General features: G+C 70.8%; 12 protein-coding genes. 9 read left to right on the forward strand and 3 right to left on the reverse strand.

The features are described from left to right. The first annotated feature begins 1 nt into the window (after nt 1). Nucleotides 2-1,120, forward strand: coding sequence for a M20/M25/M40 family metallo-hydrolase (locus tag CTZ28_RS28775; protein WP_121892618.1), 1,119 nt, complete (start codon nt 2-4; stop codon nt 1,118-1,120). 24 nt (nt 1,121-1,144) lie between these two features. On the opposite strand, the gene CTZ28_RS28780 is transcribed toward CTZ28_RS28775, so the two are convergent. Further along, the gene (locus CTZ28_RS28780) at nt 1,145-1,873 is read right to left on the reverse strand and encodes a TetR/AcrR family transcriptional regulator (RefSeq protein WP_121892619.1); all 729 of its coding nucleotides are present in this window, start codon (nt 1,871-1,873) and stop codon (nt 1,145-1,147) included. Nucleotides 1,874-2,046: 173 nt separating this feature from the next. On the opposite strand from CTZ28_RS28780, the gene CTZ28_RS28785 reads away from it, so the two are divergent. From CTZ28_RS28785 to CTZ28_RS28810, 6 genes are read left to right on the forward strand one after another with little or no spacing between them, the layout of a single operon-like run. Then, nucleotides 2,047-3,759 (forward strand): ABC transporter substrate-binding protein, encoded by a 1,713-nt coding sequence (locus tag CTZ28_RS28785; protein WP_121892620.1) that lies wholly within the window; start codon nt 2,047-2,049, stop codon nt 3,757-3,759. 31 nt (nt 3,760-3,790) lie between these two features. Continuing rightward, nucleotides 3,791-4,759, forward strand: a complete 969-nt coding sequence (locus tag CTZ28_RS28790; protein ID WP_121892621.1) for an ABC transporter permease — start codon at nt 3,791-3,793, stop codon at nt 4,757-4,759. Then, nucleotides 4,756-5,649 (forward strand): ABC transporter permease, encoded by an 894-nt coding sequence (locus CTZ28_RS28795; protein ID WP_121892622.1) that lies wholly within the window; start codon nt 4,756-4,758, stop codon nt 5,647-5,649. The genes CTZ28_RS28790 and CTZ28_RS28795 overlap by 4 nt, the downstream gene beginning before the upstream one ends. Then, the gene (locus CTZ28_RS28800; RefSeq protein ID WP_121892623.1) at nt 5,649-6,662 is read left to right on the forward strand and encodes an ABC transporter ATP-binding protein; all 1,014 of its coding nucleotides are present in this window, start codon (nt 5,649-5,651) and stop codon (nt 6,660-6,662) included. The genes CTZ28_RS28795 and CTZ28_RS28800 overlap by 1 nt, the downstream gene beginning before the upstream one ends. Continuing rightward, on the forward strand, nt 6,659-7,672 hold the full coding sequence (locus tag CTZ28_RS28805) for an ABC transporter ATP-binding protein (RefSeq protein ID WP_121892624.1): 1,014 nt from the start codon (nt 6,659-6,661) through the stop codon (nt 7,670-7,672). The genes CTZ28_RS28800 and CTZ28_RS28805 overlap by 4 nt, the downstream gene beginning before the upstream one ends. Then, on the forward strand, nt 7,669-9,519 hold the full coding sequence (locus CTZ28_RS28810) for a S9 family peptidase (RefSeq protein WP_121892625.1): 1,851 nt from the start codon (nt 7,669-7,671) through the stop codon (nt 9,517-9,519). Before CTZ28_RS28805 ends, CTZ28_RS28810 begins: the two co-directional genes overlap by 4 nt. Nucleotides 9,520-9,570: 51 nt before the next feature. On the opposite strand, the gene CTZ28_RS28815 is transcribed toward CTZ28_RS28810, so the two are convergent. Next, the gene (locus CTZ28_RS28815; protein ID WP_121892626.1) at nt 9,571-10,242 is read right to left on the reverse strand and encodes a response regulator; all 672 of its coding nucleotides are present in this window, start codon (nt 10,240-10,242) and stop codon (nt 9,571-9,573) included. After that, a complete protein-coding gene (locus tag CTZ28_RS28820; RefSeq protein ID WP_121892627.1) occupies nt 10,242-11,390 on the reverse strand; it encodes a sensor histidine kinase in 1,149 nt (382 codons plus the stop codon). Before CTZ28_RS28820 ends, CTZ28_RS28815 begins: the two co-directional genes overlap by 1 nt. Before the next feature lie 204 nt (nt 11,391-11,594). Between CTZ28_RS28820 and CTZ28_RS28825 the strand changes: the two genes are divergently transcribed. Together CTZ28_RS28825 and CTZ28_RS28830 are read left to right on the forward strand one after the other, a co-directional pair. Then, nucleotides 11,595-11,810: a hypothetical protein gene (locus tag CTZ28_RS28825; RefSeq protein ID WP_121892628.1), complete on the forward strand. Its 216-nt coding sequence runs from the start codon at nt 11,595-11,597 to the stop codon at nt 11,808-11,810. Nucleotides 11,811-11,815: 5 nt separating this feature from the next. Next, on the forward strand, nt 11,816-13,999 hold the full coding sequence (locus CTZ28_RS28830; RefSeq protein ID WP_121892629.1) for an MMPL family transporter: 2,184 nt from the start codon (nt 11,816-11,818) through the stop codon (nt 13,997-13,999). The last annotated feature ends 256 nt before the right edge of the window (nt 14,000-14,255 follow it).

Genomic DNA, 14,255 nt, shown 5'->3' on the forward strand with positions numbered 1-14,255 from the left:
CTTGTCCGTCAGCTCCGGCTCCACGGCCCCCGGGCGTTTCACCCGGCGGCTGGGGCAACTGGTGGGTATCGAGACGCCGTCGGGGTGGGCCCGAGGGCTGAACGACGCCTACGACCTGCTCGAAGCCTGGGCGGGGAACTCCCTGGGCCGTCCCGAACGGGTCGTCTGCGACGAGGTGCCGCATCTGTACTGGCGCGGCGGGGATCCCGCCGCGCCGAAAGACAGCCGGGTTCTGCTGCTCGGGCACGCGGACACGGTGTGGCCGCTCGGCACCCTGGCGGAGAACCCGTTCAGGGTGGAGGGAACACGGGCGACCGGTCCCGGCGTCTTCGACATGAAGGCGGGACTCGTCCTCGCCTTCGAGGCACTCGGCCTGGCCGGGGACGTCTCCCACGTGAGCATGGTCGTGTCCGGGGACGAGGAGCGGGGGTCCCTCACGTCCCGCGCTCTGGTCGAGGAGGCCGCGGCGGCGTGCGGGGCGGTCCTGGTGCTGGAGCCCAGCGAGGGCGGCGCGCTCAAGACCGCGCGCAAGGGCGTGGCGCTGTACCGGCTCGGCGTCAGCGGCCGGGCCGCGCACGCCGGGCTCGAACCGCACAAGGGCGTGAACGCGCTGGTCGAACTGGCCCACCAGGTGCTGACGATCAGCGATCTCGCCGACCGCGGCAGAGGAACCACCGTCACCCCCACCGTCGGCAGCGCGGGCACCACCACCAACACCGTTCCGGAGCAGGCGTTCGTGGATGTCGACGTACGGGCCTGGGAGCAGGCCGAGCTGGCACGGGTGGAACGGGCGCTGCGGGCGCTGCGCCCGCGTGCGCCCGGCGCCGAACTCGCCTTCCAGGGCGGCGTCAACCGCGGTCCGCTGGAACGGGGGATGTCCGTCGGCCTGCTGGGCTCCGCCCGAGCGGTCGCCGAACGGCTGGGGCTCACCCCGGTCACCGAGGCCGGCGTCGGCGGCGGCTCGGACGGCAACATCACCGCGAGTCTGGGCGTGCCCACGCTGGACGGCCTCGGCCCGGACGGCGGGGGCGCGCACGCCCGCCACGAGTGGGTGGAGCTGACCTCCGTCAGGGACCGTACGTCCCTGATCGCCGGCCTCCTCGCCGACCGCGCGCCCTGACCTCGCGCGGCCCCACCGCTCCGGTCAGCCCGCCGCCTTCTCCCGCACCCGTGCCTCCACCGAGTCCAGCAGCATGTCGAGCGCGTGGTCGAAGACCGTGGGGTCACCGATCGCGGCCAGCGGCGCCGTCAGGGCGGCGATACGCGGGTAGGTCTCCGCCGGAAGGCGGCGGTACTCCAGTTCCCAGGCCAGGGTGTCCCGGTCGCGGGTCTCGGGGTCGAGCGCCTGGAGCCCGGCCTCCATGGCGGACAGCGAGCGGATGACGTTCCCGAGGACACGTACGTACATCACCGCCTCCTCGTCGTCCAGCCCGGCCCGGTGCAGGCAGTCGAGGGCGAACTCCACATTGGCGAACTCGGTCGGCCGGCGCGTCGTACGCGCCGCCATCTGCCAGGCGAACACGGGATAGCGCAGATAGTGCTCGTGGATGTGTCGGGCCTGGGTCCGCAGGTCGTCGCGCCAGGAGTCGGTGGCCCGCAGATGTCCGCCGTAGGAACGCGCCCGGAGGTCGTCGATGAGCTCCAGGATCAGCTCGTCCTTGTCGCGGAAATGCCGGTAGAGCGAGGTCGGATGGGCGTGGAGCTCCTTGGCCAGCGCCTGGAAGGTGAATGCCTCCAGACCGTCCCGGGAGGCGACCTTCTCCGCCGCGTCCAGGATCACCCGCCGGCTCAGCGTGTCCCGTGCCAGCCGCCGCCGGCCGCCGGCCCCGCCCGCCGAAGCGCCCTTGCCGTCGCCCGCGCGCGCACCACTCATGTTCTTCCCTTCCCTCGGCTTCCGGGACGCCGCCGCGACCCTATCGCTCGCCACGAAACGTTATTCACACACCTAGGCAATGCAAACGCATAGTTACTAGCCTATCTCCATTGCTAAGACTTGCGCTGCTCCCTACGATGAGCCAACGGCTTCGCCACGGAAGGTTTCCAGCCATGCCTCAACTGCTCGCAGCGACCGTTCAGGGCCGGTTCCCGGCCAGACTCCCGGCGGCCGGCGCACTCCTCACGGCCCTGACGCTGACCGCCACCGCATGCACCTCGGGGGCCGCCTCCCCTCCATCGGAAACCGGCACGAACCTCCCGGTCAGGGAGGGTGGCAGCCTGGTCGTCGGAGCCGAGCAGGAGCCCGACTGCGCCGACTGGATCGGCACCTGCGGCGCCTCCGTCTGGGGCACCTACCTGATGCAGACCGAGACCGTCCCGCAGGTCTTCGACGTCCGGCTCAAGGGTGAGAACTGGACACCGGTCGCCTCGAACCTGATGGCGTCGGAGCCGACGACGAAACTGGTCGGCAAGCAGCAGCAGATCACATACCGGCTCAACCCGAAGGCCGTCTGGTCCGACGGGAAGCCGATCACCTCCGCGGACCTGAAGTACACCGCTCTCCAAATCCGCGACGGCAAGGCCGTCTTCGACAAGAGCGGCTACGACCGCATCACGTCGGTCGACACCCCCGACAGCACCACCGCCGTCGTCACACTCAAGTCCCCGTACGGCAACTGGAAGCAGCTCTTCAGCGCCGGCTACGGCGTGCTGCCCTCCCACCTCCTCCGGGGCAAGGACCGCAACGCCGTCATGAAGGACGGCTACACCTTCAGCGGCGGCCCCTGGAAGATCGCGTCCTGGAAGAAGGGGGTGTCCATCACCCTCGTCCCCAACGACCGCTACTGGGGCGCCAAACCGCACCTGGACAAGGTCACCTTCCAGTTCGCCTCGGACACCTCGGCGGCCACCCAGGCCTTCGCGAGCGGGCAGTTCGACGCCCTCTACCCCACCCCGCAGCTCACCACGGTGGACCAGATCAAGGCGCTGGGCAGCGCGGCCCGCATGCAGGTGCAGGCGCAAACCGGCAACCTCCAGGCACTGTGGCTCAACAACGCGAAGTTCCCCTTCGACTCGGCCGCCGTACGCAAGGCCTTCGCCTACTCGGTCGACCGCGAGGCCATCGTCAAGCGCCTGTTCGGCTCGTACGGCGTCACCGCTCCCGCGCAGAGCTTCCAGTCGCCGCTGGTCTCCCGCTACGCGTCCACCGACTTCTCCGGCTACAAGCCGGACACCGCCAAGGCGGAACAGCTCATGAAGGCGGACGGCTGGGCCAAGAACGCGAGCGGGTTCTGGGCCAAGAACGGCAAGGAGGCCGCGTTCACCGTCACCTCCCTCGCCGGCAACCAGAGCCGTGAACTGACGGAGCAGATCCTCCAGTCCCAGCTCGCCAAGGCCGGGTTCCGGGTGACGATCAAGAACTCCACGCCTGCGAACATCTTCGGCAAGCTCGCCCCCGCCGGTGACTTCCAGCTGGGTCTGTGGAACATCACCGACTCCTTCCCCAACCCGACCCTGTCCGCCACCTTCAGCAGCACGGCCATCCCGGGCGCCGCCAACAACCAGTCGGGCATCAACTTCATGCGCATCCGCGTCGCGGGCCTGGACCCGGTCCTGGAGCGGGTCGACACCGAGCTGGACGACACCGCCCGGATCACTCAGTCGCGCAGGGCGGAGAAGCTCATAGCCGACGACGTACCCTCGCTCCCGCTGGCCGCCGTCCCGAACATCCTCGTCACCGGCAAGCGTGTCGGCGGACCGCTCTCCATCAACCCGGTGGAAGGCCCCTGGTGGAACCTCGAGGACTGGGGCCTGGCGAAATGACACCGGTCCGCGCACCGCGCAGGGGCCTGCCATGCTGAGATACGTCCTGCGCCGCCTGCTCGCCTCCGTGCCCGTGGTCTGCGTCGCCTCGTTCATCCTCTTCTGGGCGGTGCGGGCGACCTTCGACCCGCTGGCGAAACTGCGTCAGTCGGTCGATCCCGCGGCCCTGCGCCGTGAGACGGTCCGCCTCGGGCTCGACCGCAGCCTGCCCGAGCAGTACCTGCTGTGGGTCAAAGGCTTCGTGCAGGGCGACTGGGGCACCAGCACCCGGACCGGCGGGGCCGTGCTGCCCATGGTCGGCGACGCCCTCGGGACCACGGTGCAGCTGATCCTGTGGGGCGTGGCCCTCGCCGTCGTGCTGGCACTGGCGATCGGGCTGTACTCGGCGGCGCGCCAGTACTCCGCCGGCGACCATGTCCTGACCGGCCTGTCCTATCTGGGCGTCGCCATGCCGGCGTTCTGGTTCGGCCTGGTCCTCATCCAGGTGCTCGCCGTATGGCCCAAGCAGCAGTTCGGGCTGGCGGATCCGCCGCTGTACTTCGTGGGACTGCACTCCGTAGGGCACAGCGGACTCGATCTGGACTATCTGCGCCACCTGGTGCTGCCGGTGGCCACACTCACCGTCGGCCTCGTCGCCTCCTGGTCGCGGTTCGGCCGGGCCACCCTCCTGGAGGCGCTCTCCAGCGACTATGTGCGGACCGCACGGGCCAAGGGTGTCCCCCGCCGGCGCATCCTGCTGCGCCACGCCCTGCGCAATGCGCTCGCGCCGTTCGTCACCGTGGTCGCGATGGATGCCGCCGCGCTGGTCGGCGGGCTCGTGGTGACCGAGCAGATCTACTCGATCCCCGGCATGGGCAAGCTGTTCCTCGCCTCCCTGGAGACCGGCGACGTCTTCGTGCTGCTGCCCTGGATGTTCGTCGTGGCCGTCGCCGTCATCCTCTTCAACCTGCTGGCCGACCTGTCCTACGCCCTCCTCGATCCCCGGGTGGCCCTGCGATGACCCAGCCCACCGCCCTCCCTCCGCCGCCGCCCGCCGCGCCCGGCGACCCGCGGACCTCCCGCGTCGTCCTGTCCCGCTTCCTGCACCACCGGCTCGCGGTGGCCTCGCTGATCGTGCTGGTCCTGCTGGCGGTCTGCTGTTTCGGCGCCACCTGGATCGCGCCCAGCCCGCGCAACGCGCAGAACCTCCTGGAGGCCTCCCAGCCGCCGTCCGGCGGCCACTGGCTGGGCACGGACTCCCTCGGCCGCGACTACCTCAGCGAGATGCTCTACGCCGGGCAGCTCTCGCTGGCGATCGGACTGGGCGTCGCCCTGCTGGCCACCCTGGTGGGGACGGCGGCCGGCGCGGTGGCCGGGTATGCCGGCGGCTGGGCCGACGAGGTGATCATGCGCGTGGCCGACCTCTTCCTGATCGTGCCCCCGGTCGCCGTGCTGGCGGTGTCCCTGCAGGGCCTCGGTCCCTCGCCCGCGACCATCGTCGTGGTGCTCAGCAGTCTGGGCTGGACGCTCATCGCCCGTGTCGTACGGGCCCGGGTGATCCAGCTGCGCCACCAGGAGTTCGTGGAGGCGGCCCGGGTCATCGGCGCCTCCGGCCCCAGGATCGTCGTACGGCATCTGCTGCCCAATCTGACGGGCCTGATCGTGGTCAACGTATCCCTGTCGGTGGCCATGGCGATCATCCTCGAATCCACCGTCAGCTTCCTCGGCTACGGCGTCCAGCCGCCCCGGTCGAGCTGGGGCAACCTGCTCACCCAGGCGGCCGGACTGATCGGCACCTCGCAGTCCTACCTCCTCTACGTCCCCGGCCTGGCGATCCTCATCACCGTGCTCGCCGTGAACTTCCTCGGCGACGGGCTGCGCGACGCGCTCGACCCCCAAGGCAGGCAGTGATGAAGACCTTCACCGAAGTGACCGGCGAGGCGACGGCTCCACTGCTGTCGGTCCGCGACCTGTGCGTCACCTATCGCACCGACGCCGGGCCCGTGGCCGCCCTCGACGGGCTCTCGTTCGACCTGAGGGCCGGGGAAACCCTGAGCATCGTCGGCGAGTCGGGCTCCGGGAAGAGCGCCGCCTCCCTGGCGGTGATGGGACTGCTGCCGCGCAACGCCGTGGCCGCGGGCTCGGTGCGGTTCCGCGGCCGGGAACTGCTGGGCCTGTCCGACCGGGAGATGCGGACCGTGCGCGGCCGGCGCATCGCCATGGTCTTCCAGGACGCGCTGGCCGCGCTGAACCCGATGATGACCGTGGGCGCCCAGCTCGCCGAGGCGGTGAGCGTGCACGACCCGGACATCTCCCGCGCCGCCCTGCGGGAACGGGCCGTCGACCTGCTCGACCTGGTCGGCATCCCCGACCCCCGGACCCGAGCCGGCCAGTACCCGCACGAGCTGTCGGGCGGCATGCGCCAGCGTGTCATGATCGCCACCGGCATCGCCAACGAACCGGACGTCCTCATCGCCGACGAGCCGACCACCGCGCTCGACGTGACCGTCCAGGCCCAGGTCCTCGACGTCCTGGGGCGCGTCCAGGACCGTACGAAGTCCGCCATCCTGCTGATCACCCACGACCTGGGTGTGGTGGCCGGCCTCGCCGACCGGGTCCTCGTCCTGTACTGCGGACGCACGATGGAGGAGGCCCCCGTGGAGCCCCTCTTCTACCGGCCGGCCCATCCCTACACCCGCGGCCTGCTCGCCGCGCTGCCGAGGATCGACCGCGGCACCCGGCGCCTCGCGCAGATCGCCGGCCAGCCGCCCTCCCCCGCCGAGCGGCCCCCGGGCTGCCCCTTCCAGAACCGCTGCCCGCACGCCGAGGACCGGTGCGCCGAGAACCCCCGGCCGGTCACGGTCGGCGAGGGCCACACCGTGGCCTGTGTGCGGGCGTCCGAGATCGCGAGCGTGACGCCATGACAGCACCGGCACTGACCGTCGAGGGGCTGGTGGCCGAGTACACCACCGGCCGGCGCGGCCGGCGCGCGCAGACCGTGCGGGCCGTCTCCGGGGTGAATCTCGTCATCCCGCGCGGCACCACCCTGGGCCTGGTCGGCGAGACCGGCTGCGGCAAGAGCACCCTGGGCCGCTGCCTGGTCCGGCTGACCGACCCGGCCGCCGGACGCATCATGCTGTTCGACACGGACGTGACGGCGGCCGGCCGACGGGAGCTGGCGGCCGTACGCCGTCGCATCCAGTTCGTGTTCCAGGACCCGTACGCCTCCCTCAACCCGCGGCTCACCGTGCACGCGGCGCTCCTCGAACCGCTGAAGATCCACGGCCTGCACCGGGGCCGGGAGAACGCGAGGGTGACCGAGCTGCTGGAGCTGGTCGGCCTGGACCCCGGACACACCCACCGCCATCCGCACCAGTTCTCCGGCGGCCAGCGGCAGCGCATCGGCATCGCCCGCGCGCTCGCGGTCGAACCGGAGGTGCTCGTCCTCGACGAACCGGTCAGCGCCCTCGACGTCAGTGTCCAGGCCGGGGTGATCAATCTGCTGGAGGACCTCCAGCAGGAGCTGGGACTCACCTACCTGTTCGTCGCGCACGATCTGTCGGTGGTACGGCAGATCAGCGACGAGGTCGCGGTCATGTACCTCGGGCAGATCGTCGAACAGGGGCCCGTGGACACGCTGTTCACCCAGCCGCGCCATCCCTACACCCAGGCCCTGCTGTCGGCCGTGCCCATCCCCGATCCGCGCGTCCAGCGGGCGCGCCGGCGGATCGTCCTGGACGGCGATCTGCCCAGCCCGCTGGCCCCGCCGTCCGGCTGCCGTTTCCGCACCCGGTGCTGGAAGGCGCGGGACCTGTGCGCCGAGACCGCCCCCGCCCTCGCCGAGCAGGGCGAAGGACATCTCGCCGCCTGCCACTTTCCCGATGCCCCGCCCCCGGCGATACCGGGCGAACCCAAGGAGGTCACCGCACCATGACCAGGAACTGGCAGCGGTTCTTCACCGCCGAACGGCCCCGCGCGGTACGGCGCGGACGCGGACCGGGCGACAGGTCGCTGATCGTCGTGGAGAGCGACGAGGGTCCCCGGCTGACCCTGTGGGACGCCGAACGCGGCACGGTCCGGCCGCTGAGCGAACTGACCTCGGGCGACCTCGCGCAGGCGGTGCTCACCTCCGACGGCGGGCAGGTGCTCAGCCTGCACGACGACAACGGGTCCGAGGTCGGCCATGTGCACGCGACGCGCCTCGACGGCGGCGCCAGCCGTGATCTGACGCCGGACCTGCCGCCCTACACCCTGCGCGGGATGGATGTGGCGGCACGGGCCGACCGGGCCGTGATCACCTGTGCTGCCGAGGACGGTTTCAGTCTGTGGCTGCTCAGCACGGACGGCTCCGCCGCTCCCGAGCTGTTGCTGCGGTCGACGAACGAGGCGTGGAACGGCCTGATCTCGGCCGACGCCGGCCTCGCCTGCGTCGACACCACCGACCACAATCCAGGGGTCCGCAGGTTCGCGGTCACCGTCGTCGACACCGCCACGGGCGCGGCGCTCGGCTGCCTGAGCGACGGGCCCGAGGCGCCCGTGCGCGGCGTGCGGTTCTCGCCCGTCGCGGGCGACGACCGGATACTGGTCGCCACCGAACGCACCGGGTTCGCCCGTCCCTGCGTCTGGCATCCCACGCGCGGCACCCGCATCGACTTCGACGCACCGCATGTGCGGGGCGACCTGGTCCCGCTCGACTGGTCCGAGGACGCCACCCGCGTCCTGGCCGTGCACGTGGACGGCGGCATCCACCGGGTCATGGAGGCCGACCTGGAGTCGGGCGAACTCCGGCTGCTCGACCATCCGCCGGGTGCGTACTTCGAGCCGGACGTGGCGGACACCCACTGCCACCAGTGGGCCTCGCACTACGGTCCCGGAGACACCGTGCGCCTGCTGCACCAGCGTTTCGACTCCCCCCTTCGCGTCCTGCACACCGGCGCCCCGGAGAACCTTCCCGGCCCTGAGCTCTTCCCGCAGCAGGACCTGGACGGCGTCCGGTGCAGGTCGAGCACGATCCGCTCGGCCGACGGTACGTCCCTGCAGCTGTGGTGGGCCAGGCCGCGCGATGCCGCGGGACCCGTCCCTCTCGTCCTGCAGCTGCACGGCGGCCCCAACCTGGTGACGGTCGACAGCTACGACCCCTCGGCCCAGGCCTGGCTGGACAACGGCGTGGCGTACGCCTCGCTGAACTACCGCGGTTCGGTCACCTTCGGGCGGCGCTTCCGCGAGGGATTCATGCCGGCGATCGGCGACCGGGAGCTCGAGGACATCGAGGCGGCGGTCCGGTGGCTGGTCGCCGAGGGCGTCGCCGATCCCGGCAAGGTCTTCGTCACGGGTGCCTCGTACGGCGGCTTCCTGTCACTGCTGGCCGTGGGACGGCTGCCCGGGCTGTTCGCCGGAGCGCTGGCGCACGTGCCGATGGCGGACTGGCTTGCGGGGTACGAGGACATGAACCCGGCGCTGCGCGCGGCCTGTGCGTCGTTCTTCGGCGCGCGGCCGGAGGACGACGTGGAGCGCTTCGTGCGCGCGTCCCCCATCACATACGTGGCCGATGTCGTGGCGCCGGTGTGGATCAACCAGGGCACACACGACACCCGTACCGCGCCCCATCAGGTGCGCCGCTACGTCGAGGCGCTGCGCGCGGCCGGCGGGAAGGTGGTCGTCGACTGGTACAGCGGCGGCCACGAGACCAGCGGCCGGGCCAAGGCGCTGAGCGAGCAGTCCAGGATGCTCGGCCTGGTCCACGCTCAGGTGTCTTCGGATTCCCACTCGAATGTGAAATAGATGCTCAGCATGCAGGGCTCATCCTCGTCGTGGAGGAAAGTGTGCGGGCGGCTATTCGGTGAGCCAGCCGGGGCTGACCATTCCGTACTCGTACGCGAGGACCACGACTTGTGACCTGTCCCGTGCCCCGAGTTTTGCCATGATGCGGCTGACATGGGTCTTCGCCGTCAGTGGGGACAGCACGAGGCGCGCCGCGATCTCGTCGTTGGTGCATCCGGCGGCGACCAGCCGCATCACCTCGCGTTCGCGGCCGGTCAGGGCGTCGAGCCGGGCGTCCGCCTTCGCTCTGGTCTTCTGCATGCTCGCGAATTCCGCGATGAGCCGCCGGGTGACCGAGGGGCTGATGAGTGCGTCTCCCCGGACGGCCACCCGCACGGCGTGCAGGAGTTCCGCCGGTTCGGTGTCCTTGACCAGGAAGCCTGTCGCTCCGGCGCGCAGTGCTCCGTACACATAGTCGTCCAGGTCGAAGGTGGTCAGCATGACCACCTTCACCGTCGCCAGCCGTTCGTCCGCAGCGATGACACGGGCGGCCTCCAGGCCGTCCGTACCCGGCATGCGGATGTCCATGAGGACCACGTCCGGTTGCAGCGCGCGGCAGGCGGAGATCGCGGCCTGCCCGTCGGCGGCCTCGCCAACGACTTCGAGGTCGTCCTCGTCCTCGAGAATGGAGCGGATACCGGCCCGGACGAGCCGCTGGTCATCCGCCAGCAGGATCCTGATCATCAGCCACTCCGCTTCATGGTCTCTTCCATGTCTTCGAACGGTAGCCGGGCCCGCACGGTGAACCCGCCGGGCCGCTGTTGCGTGGCCAGCTCTCCGCCCAGTGCCCGCGCCCGCTCCGTCATGCCGGCGATGCCGCTGCCGACCACCCCGGCCGGTCCTGAGGACGGGCCGCGGCCGTCGTCCTCGACGGCGAGCGTCAGCTGCTTGTCGTCGTAGGAGAGCCGGACGGTGACGTGGCCGGCGCCGCTGTGCCTGGCGGCGTTGGTCAGTGACTCCTGCACGATCCGGTAGGCGGCCAGGTCGACCGCGGCGGGCAGCGGGCGTTCCGTTCCGCTCTTCTCGATCCGCACCACCAGTCCTGCCAGGCCGGCCGAGGCCACCAGTTCGTCGATCCGGGCCAGCCCCGGCGTGGGCGCGGTGGGTGCCTCTTCGTCGACCTGACGCAGCACGCCGAGGGTGGCCCGCAGTTCCCGCAGGCCCTCGCGACTGCCCGCCTTGATCGCGGCCAGTGCTTCCTCGGCCTGGCCCGGGTCCTTCTTCAGCCGGTGCAGGGCAGCCGCCGCCTGCACGTTGATCATCGACATGCTGTGGCCGATCACGTCATGCAGTTCGCGGGCGATACGCAGCCGCTCCTGCGTGGCCCGCAGCCGGGCCGCTTCCTCGGCGAAGGCGACCCGGCTGTGGCGTACGCCGCCGAGCGCCAGGACGGCGACCAGCCAGCCGGTGAGCATGAACACCGCCGTGCCATTGACATCGCCGGTGCCTGCCAGGACCCCGACACCGACACCGACGACCATGGCCGCTGCCATGCCGATCGCCGCCTGGACGCGCCCCTGGGACGCGAGCGCGTACAGCGCCACGATCGGCACCAGGACCAGCGGGCCGTCGACGGTGCTCAGCAGGTGGTAGGCGCCGGTACCCACCACCGTGCACCAACCCACGGCCACCGGATACCGGCGTCTGAACGGAAGCGCCGCGCACACCGCCATGACCAGCAGCCAGGACGCGGCCAGGGACGCGGCGTGACCCTCGCGGCCCCACCGCTGCACCTCGGCCACCCCCACCAGCACCAGCACGCCCAGGGCGAGCAGACGGTCGGCTCGAGGGCCGCCGGGCAAGCGGACACGGGTCACATCGAAGCGCGGCACGCCTTCATTCTGCCCGTGCCGTGGGTCCGGCCAGGTCTGTCTGTCCGCTCTTCGCGCCAAGTTGTCCCCTGGGGATGACCAGGCGCGGTCCTTGCCTGCATCCGCTGGTGTAGATCGCGGCCGGCACCTGCTCCTGCTGGGGTACGTCCAGTGTCAGCCGCAGGCCGACGCCCCGGACCTGCGCGCCCTTGCAGGATCAAGGGCATGACGTCGTCCACCGCTTCCACACGTACCAGCGCTGCCGTCGTCGGCGCGCTCGTGGGGGCTGCTGCCGGAATCCTGCTGGTCACCGCTGCCGGAACCTTCTCCACGACGGTCAGCGGCATCTTCGCCGCCCTGGCGATCGGTGTGCCCGCACTGGGCGGTGCCGTGGTGGGCGTGGCTCTGACACCAGGTAACACTCGCTCACATCCGAGGTAGGCATCATGTCTTCCCCCCGCGGCTCAGCCGCGTCTCTTGCCCTGCCCCCGCCGGACCGGCCCGACCAGGCGCGCGTCGGCCGGTTCGGTGCTCTCGCCGGCTGGGCACAGCGCCATCGCTGGGCCGCTCTCGTGCTCTGGGTGGCCGTCCTGGCCGCCATCACGCTGGGCTCGACCGCGGCAGGCTCCGCCTACAAGAACGACTTCTCCCTGCCGGGCACCGACTCCCAGGCGGCCACCGATCTGTTCAAGAAGCACGGTTCCGAACAGGCCGGTGACAGCGTCGAGATCGTCTTCAAGGACACTCAGGGTGTCGCGGTCCACAAGGCCACCGTCGAGCCGATGCTGGCCGAGGTGAAGGGGATGGCGGGCGTCGCCGATGTGCGCAGCCCGTACGCCGACACCTCCGCCGTGTCCAAAGACGGCACGATCGGCTACGCCTCCGTGACCCTGGACGGCAAGACCGAGGATGTCCCCAGGGAGGACGTCGCAAAGATCATCGACACCGCGAAGGGCATCGAGACCGACGGGCTCCAGGTCGAGGTCGGCGGTGAAGCCGCGCGCAACGCCGAGGACAAGGAAGCCCCGACCGCCGAACTCGCGGGCATCGTCGCCGCCCTGGTCATCCTGGTACTGCTCTTCGGCTCCGTGCTGGCCGCGTCCCTGCCGCTGATCACCGCACTCTTCGCAGTCGGCGGAGCCATCGGACTGATCGCGCTCGCCTCGCACATCTTCACCGTCGCCGACTTCACTCCGCCCATCCTGATGCTTGTCGGACTCGGTGTCGGCGTCGACTACGCCCTGCTGATCTTCTACCGCTACCGGCACGAACTCACCGACGGCGGCCGGCCGGCCGAAGCCGCCCGCAAGGCGCTGGACTCCGCCGGCCGTACCGTCTTCTTCGCCGGCTGCACCGTGATCATCGCCCTGCTTGGCCTGGTCGCACTCGGCCTCGGCTCCCTGCAGGGGGTGGCCCTCGCCGTGGCGGTGACCGTACTGGTCACCATGGCCGCCTCCCTGGTACTGCTGCCCGCGCTGCTGGCACTCTTCGGCGCCCGCATCCAGCGCCACGTGCTCAAGCAGACGGCCAGGACCACGGCCAAGGGCAGGGCCGAAGGCAGCCGCTGGCGGGCCATGGCCCAGGCCGTGCAACGCCGTCCGCTTCCGACCCTGCTGGTCGGCGTCATCGCCCTGCTGGCCCTGTCCGCGCCGGCACTGAGCATGCGCCTCGGCTTCGCCGACTCCGGCAACGACCCCGAGGCCACCACGTCCAGGCAGGCATACGACCTGCTCGCCGAGGGCTTCGGCCCCGGCTTCAACGGCCCGCTGATCGTCCTGGTCAAGGGCGCCGAGGACGCCGGCCGGACCGTCCAGAAAGAGCTGGCCGGGGCCGACGGTGTCGCCGAGGCCAGCCCCGCCATGCCGTCCGAGGACGGCGCCCTGTCCACCGTGTTCGTCTACCCCACGACGGCTCCTCAGGACGAGGGCACCACCGACCTCGTGCATCATCTGCGCGACGACGTCGCCCCCGGTCTGGAGCATGACACCGGCGCAGAGGTCTTGGTCGGTGGCGCCACCGCCGCTTCCCAGGACGTCTCCGAAACCCTGGCGCAGCGGCTGCCGTTGTTCGTCGCCGTCGTCGTCGGTGTCTCCTCGCTGCTGCTGTTGCTGGTCTTCCGGTCGGTGTGGATCCCCGTCAAGGCAGCCGTCCTGAATCTGCTGTCGATCTCCGCCGCGCTCGGCGTGGTCACCGTGGTCTTCCAGCACGGCTGGTTCGGGGCGCAGCCGGGCCCGATCGAGGCGTTCATTCCCGCCCTGATCTTCGCGATCGTGTTCGGGCTGTCCATGGACTACGAGGTCTTCCTCGTCTCACGCATCCACGAGGAATGGACCCGCACGAAGGACCACTCACACGCCGTGCGCGAAGGGCTGGCGTCCACGGGCAAGGTGATCACGGCAGCCGCGGCCATCATGGTCGTGGTGTTCGCCGCGTTCGTACTGAGCTCCGACCGGATGCTGCAGCAGTTCGGACTCGGCCTCGCCGTGGCGATCCTGCTGGACGCGGTGGTCATCCGCTGTCTCATCGTCCCGGCCGTCATGCAGATGCTCGGCAAGTGGGCCTGGTGGCTGCCCGCACCCCTTGCACGAAGGCTGCCCAAGGTGTCGATCGAACGCCCCGCGGACAGCTGACAACCATGAACCGCCCTCCGTCCGCGGCGGGTCAAGGCCCGGCACGGCCCTTGGGTGGGGCTGTGCCGGGCTCTGGGTGTGGGTGTGGGTCAGCTGAGTGCGGTGAGGGTGAGGGTGGTGGTGTAGGTGCCTGGTTGGGTGGTGGTGGGGAGTCGGAGGTCGAGTGCGGCGCCGAGGGCGGCGGTGCCCTTGGTGTGTCCGGTGGTGGCGGAGCCGAGGGTGGCGGAGGTGGTGAGGCCGTTGCCGCCGTCGATGC

The organism is Streptomyces shenzhenensis (assembly GCF_003688995.1).
Classification (GTDB): Bacteria; Actinomycetota; Actinomycetes; order Streptomycetales; family Streptomycetaceae; genus Streptomyces; species Streptomyces shenzhenensis_A.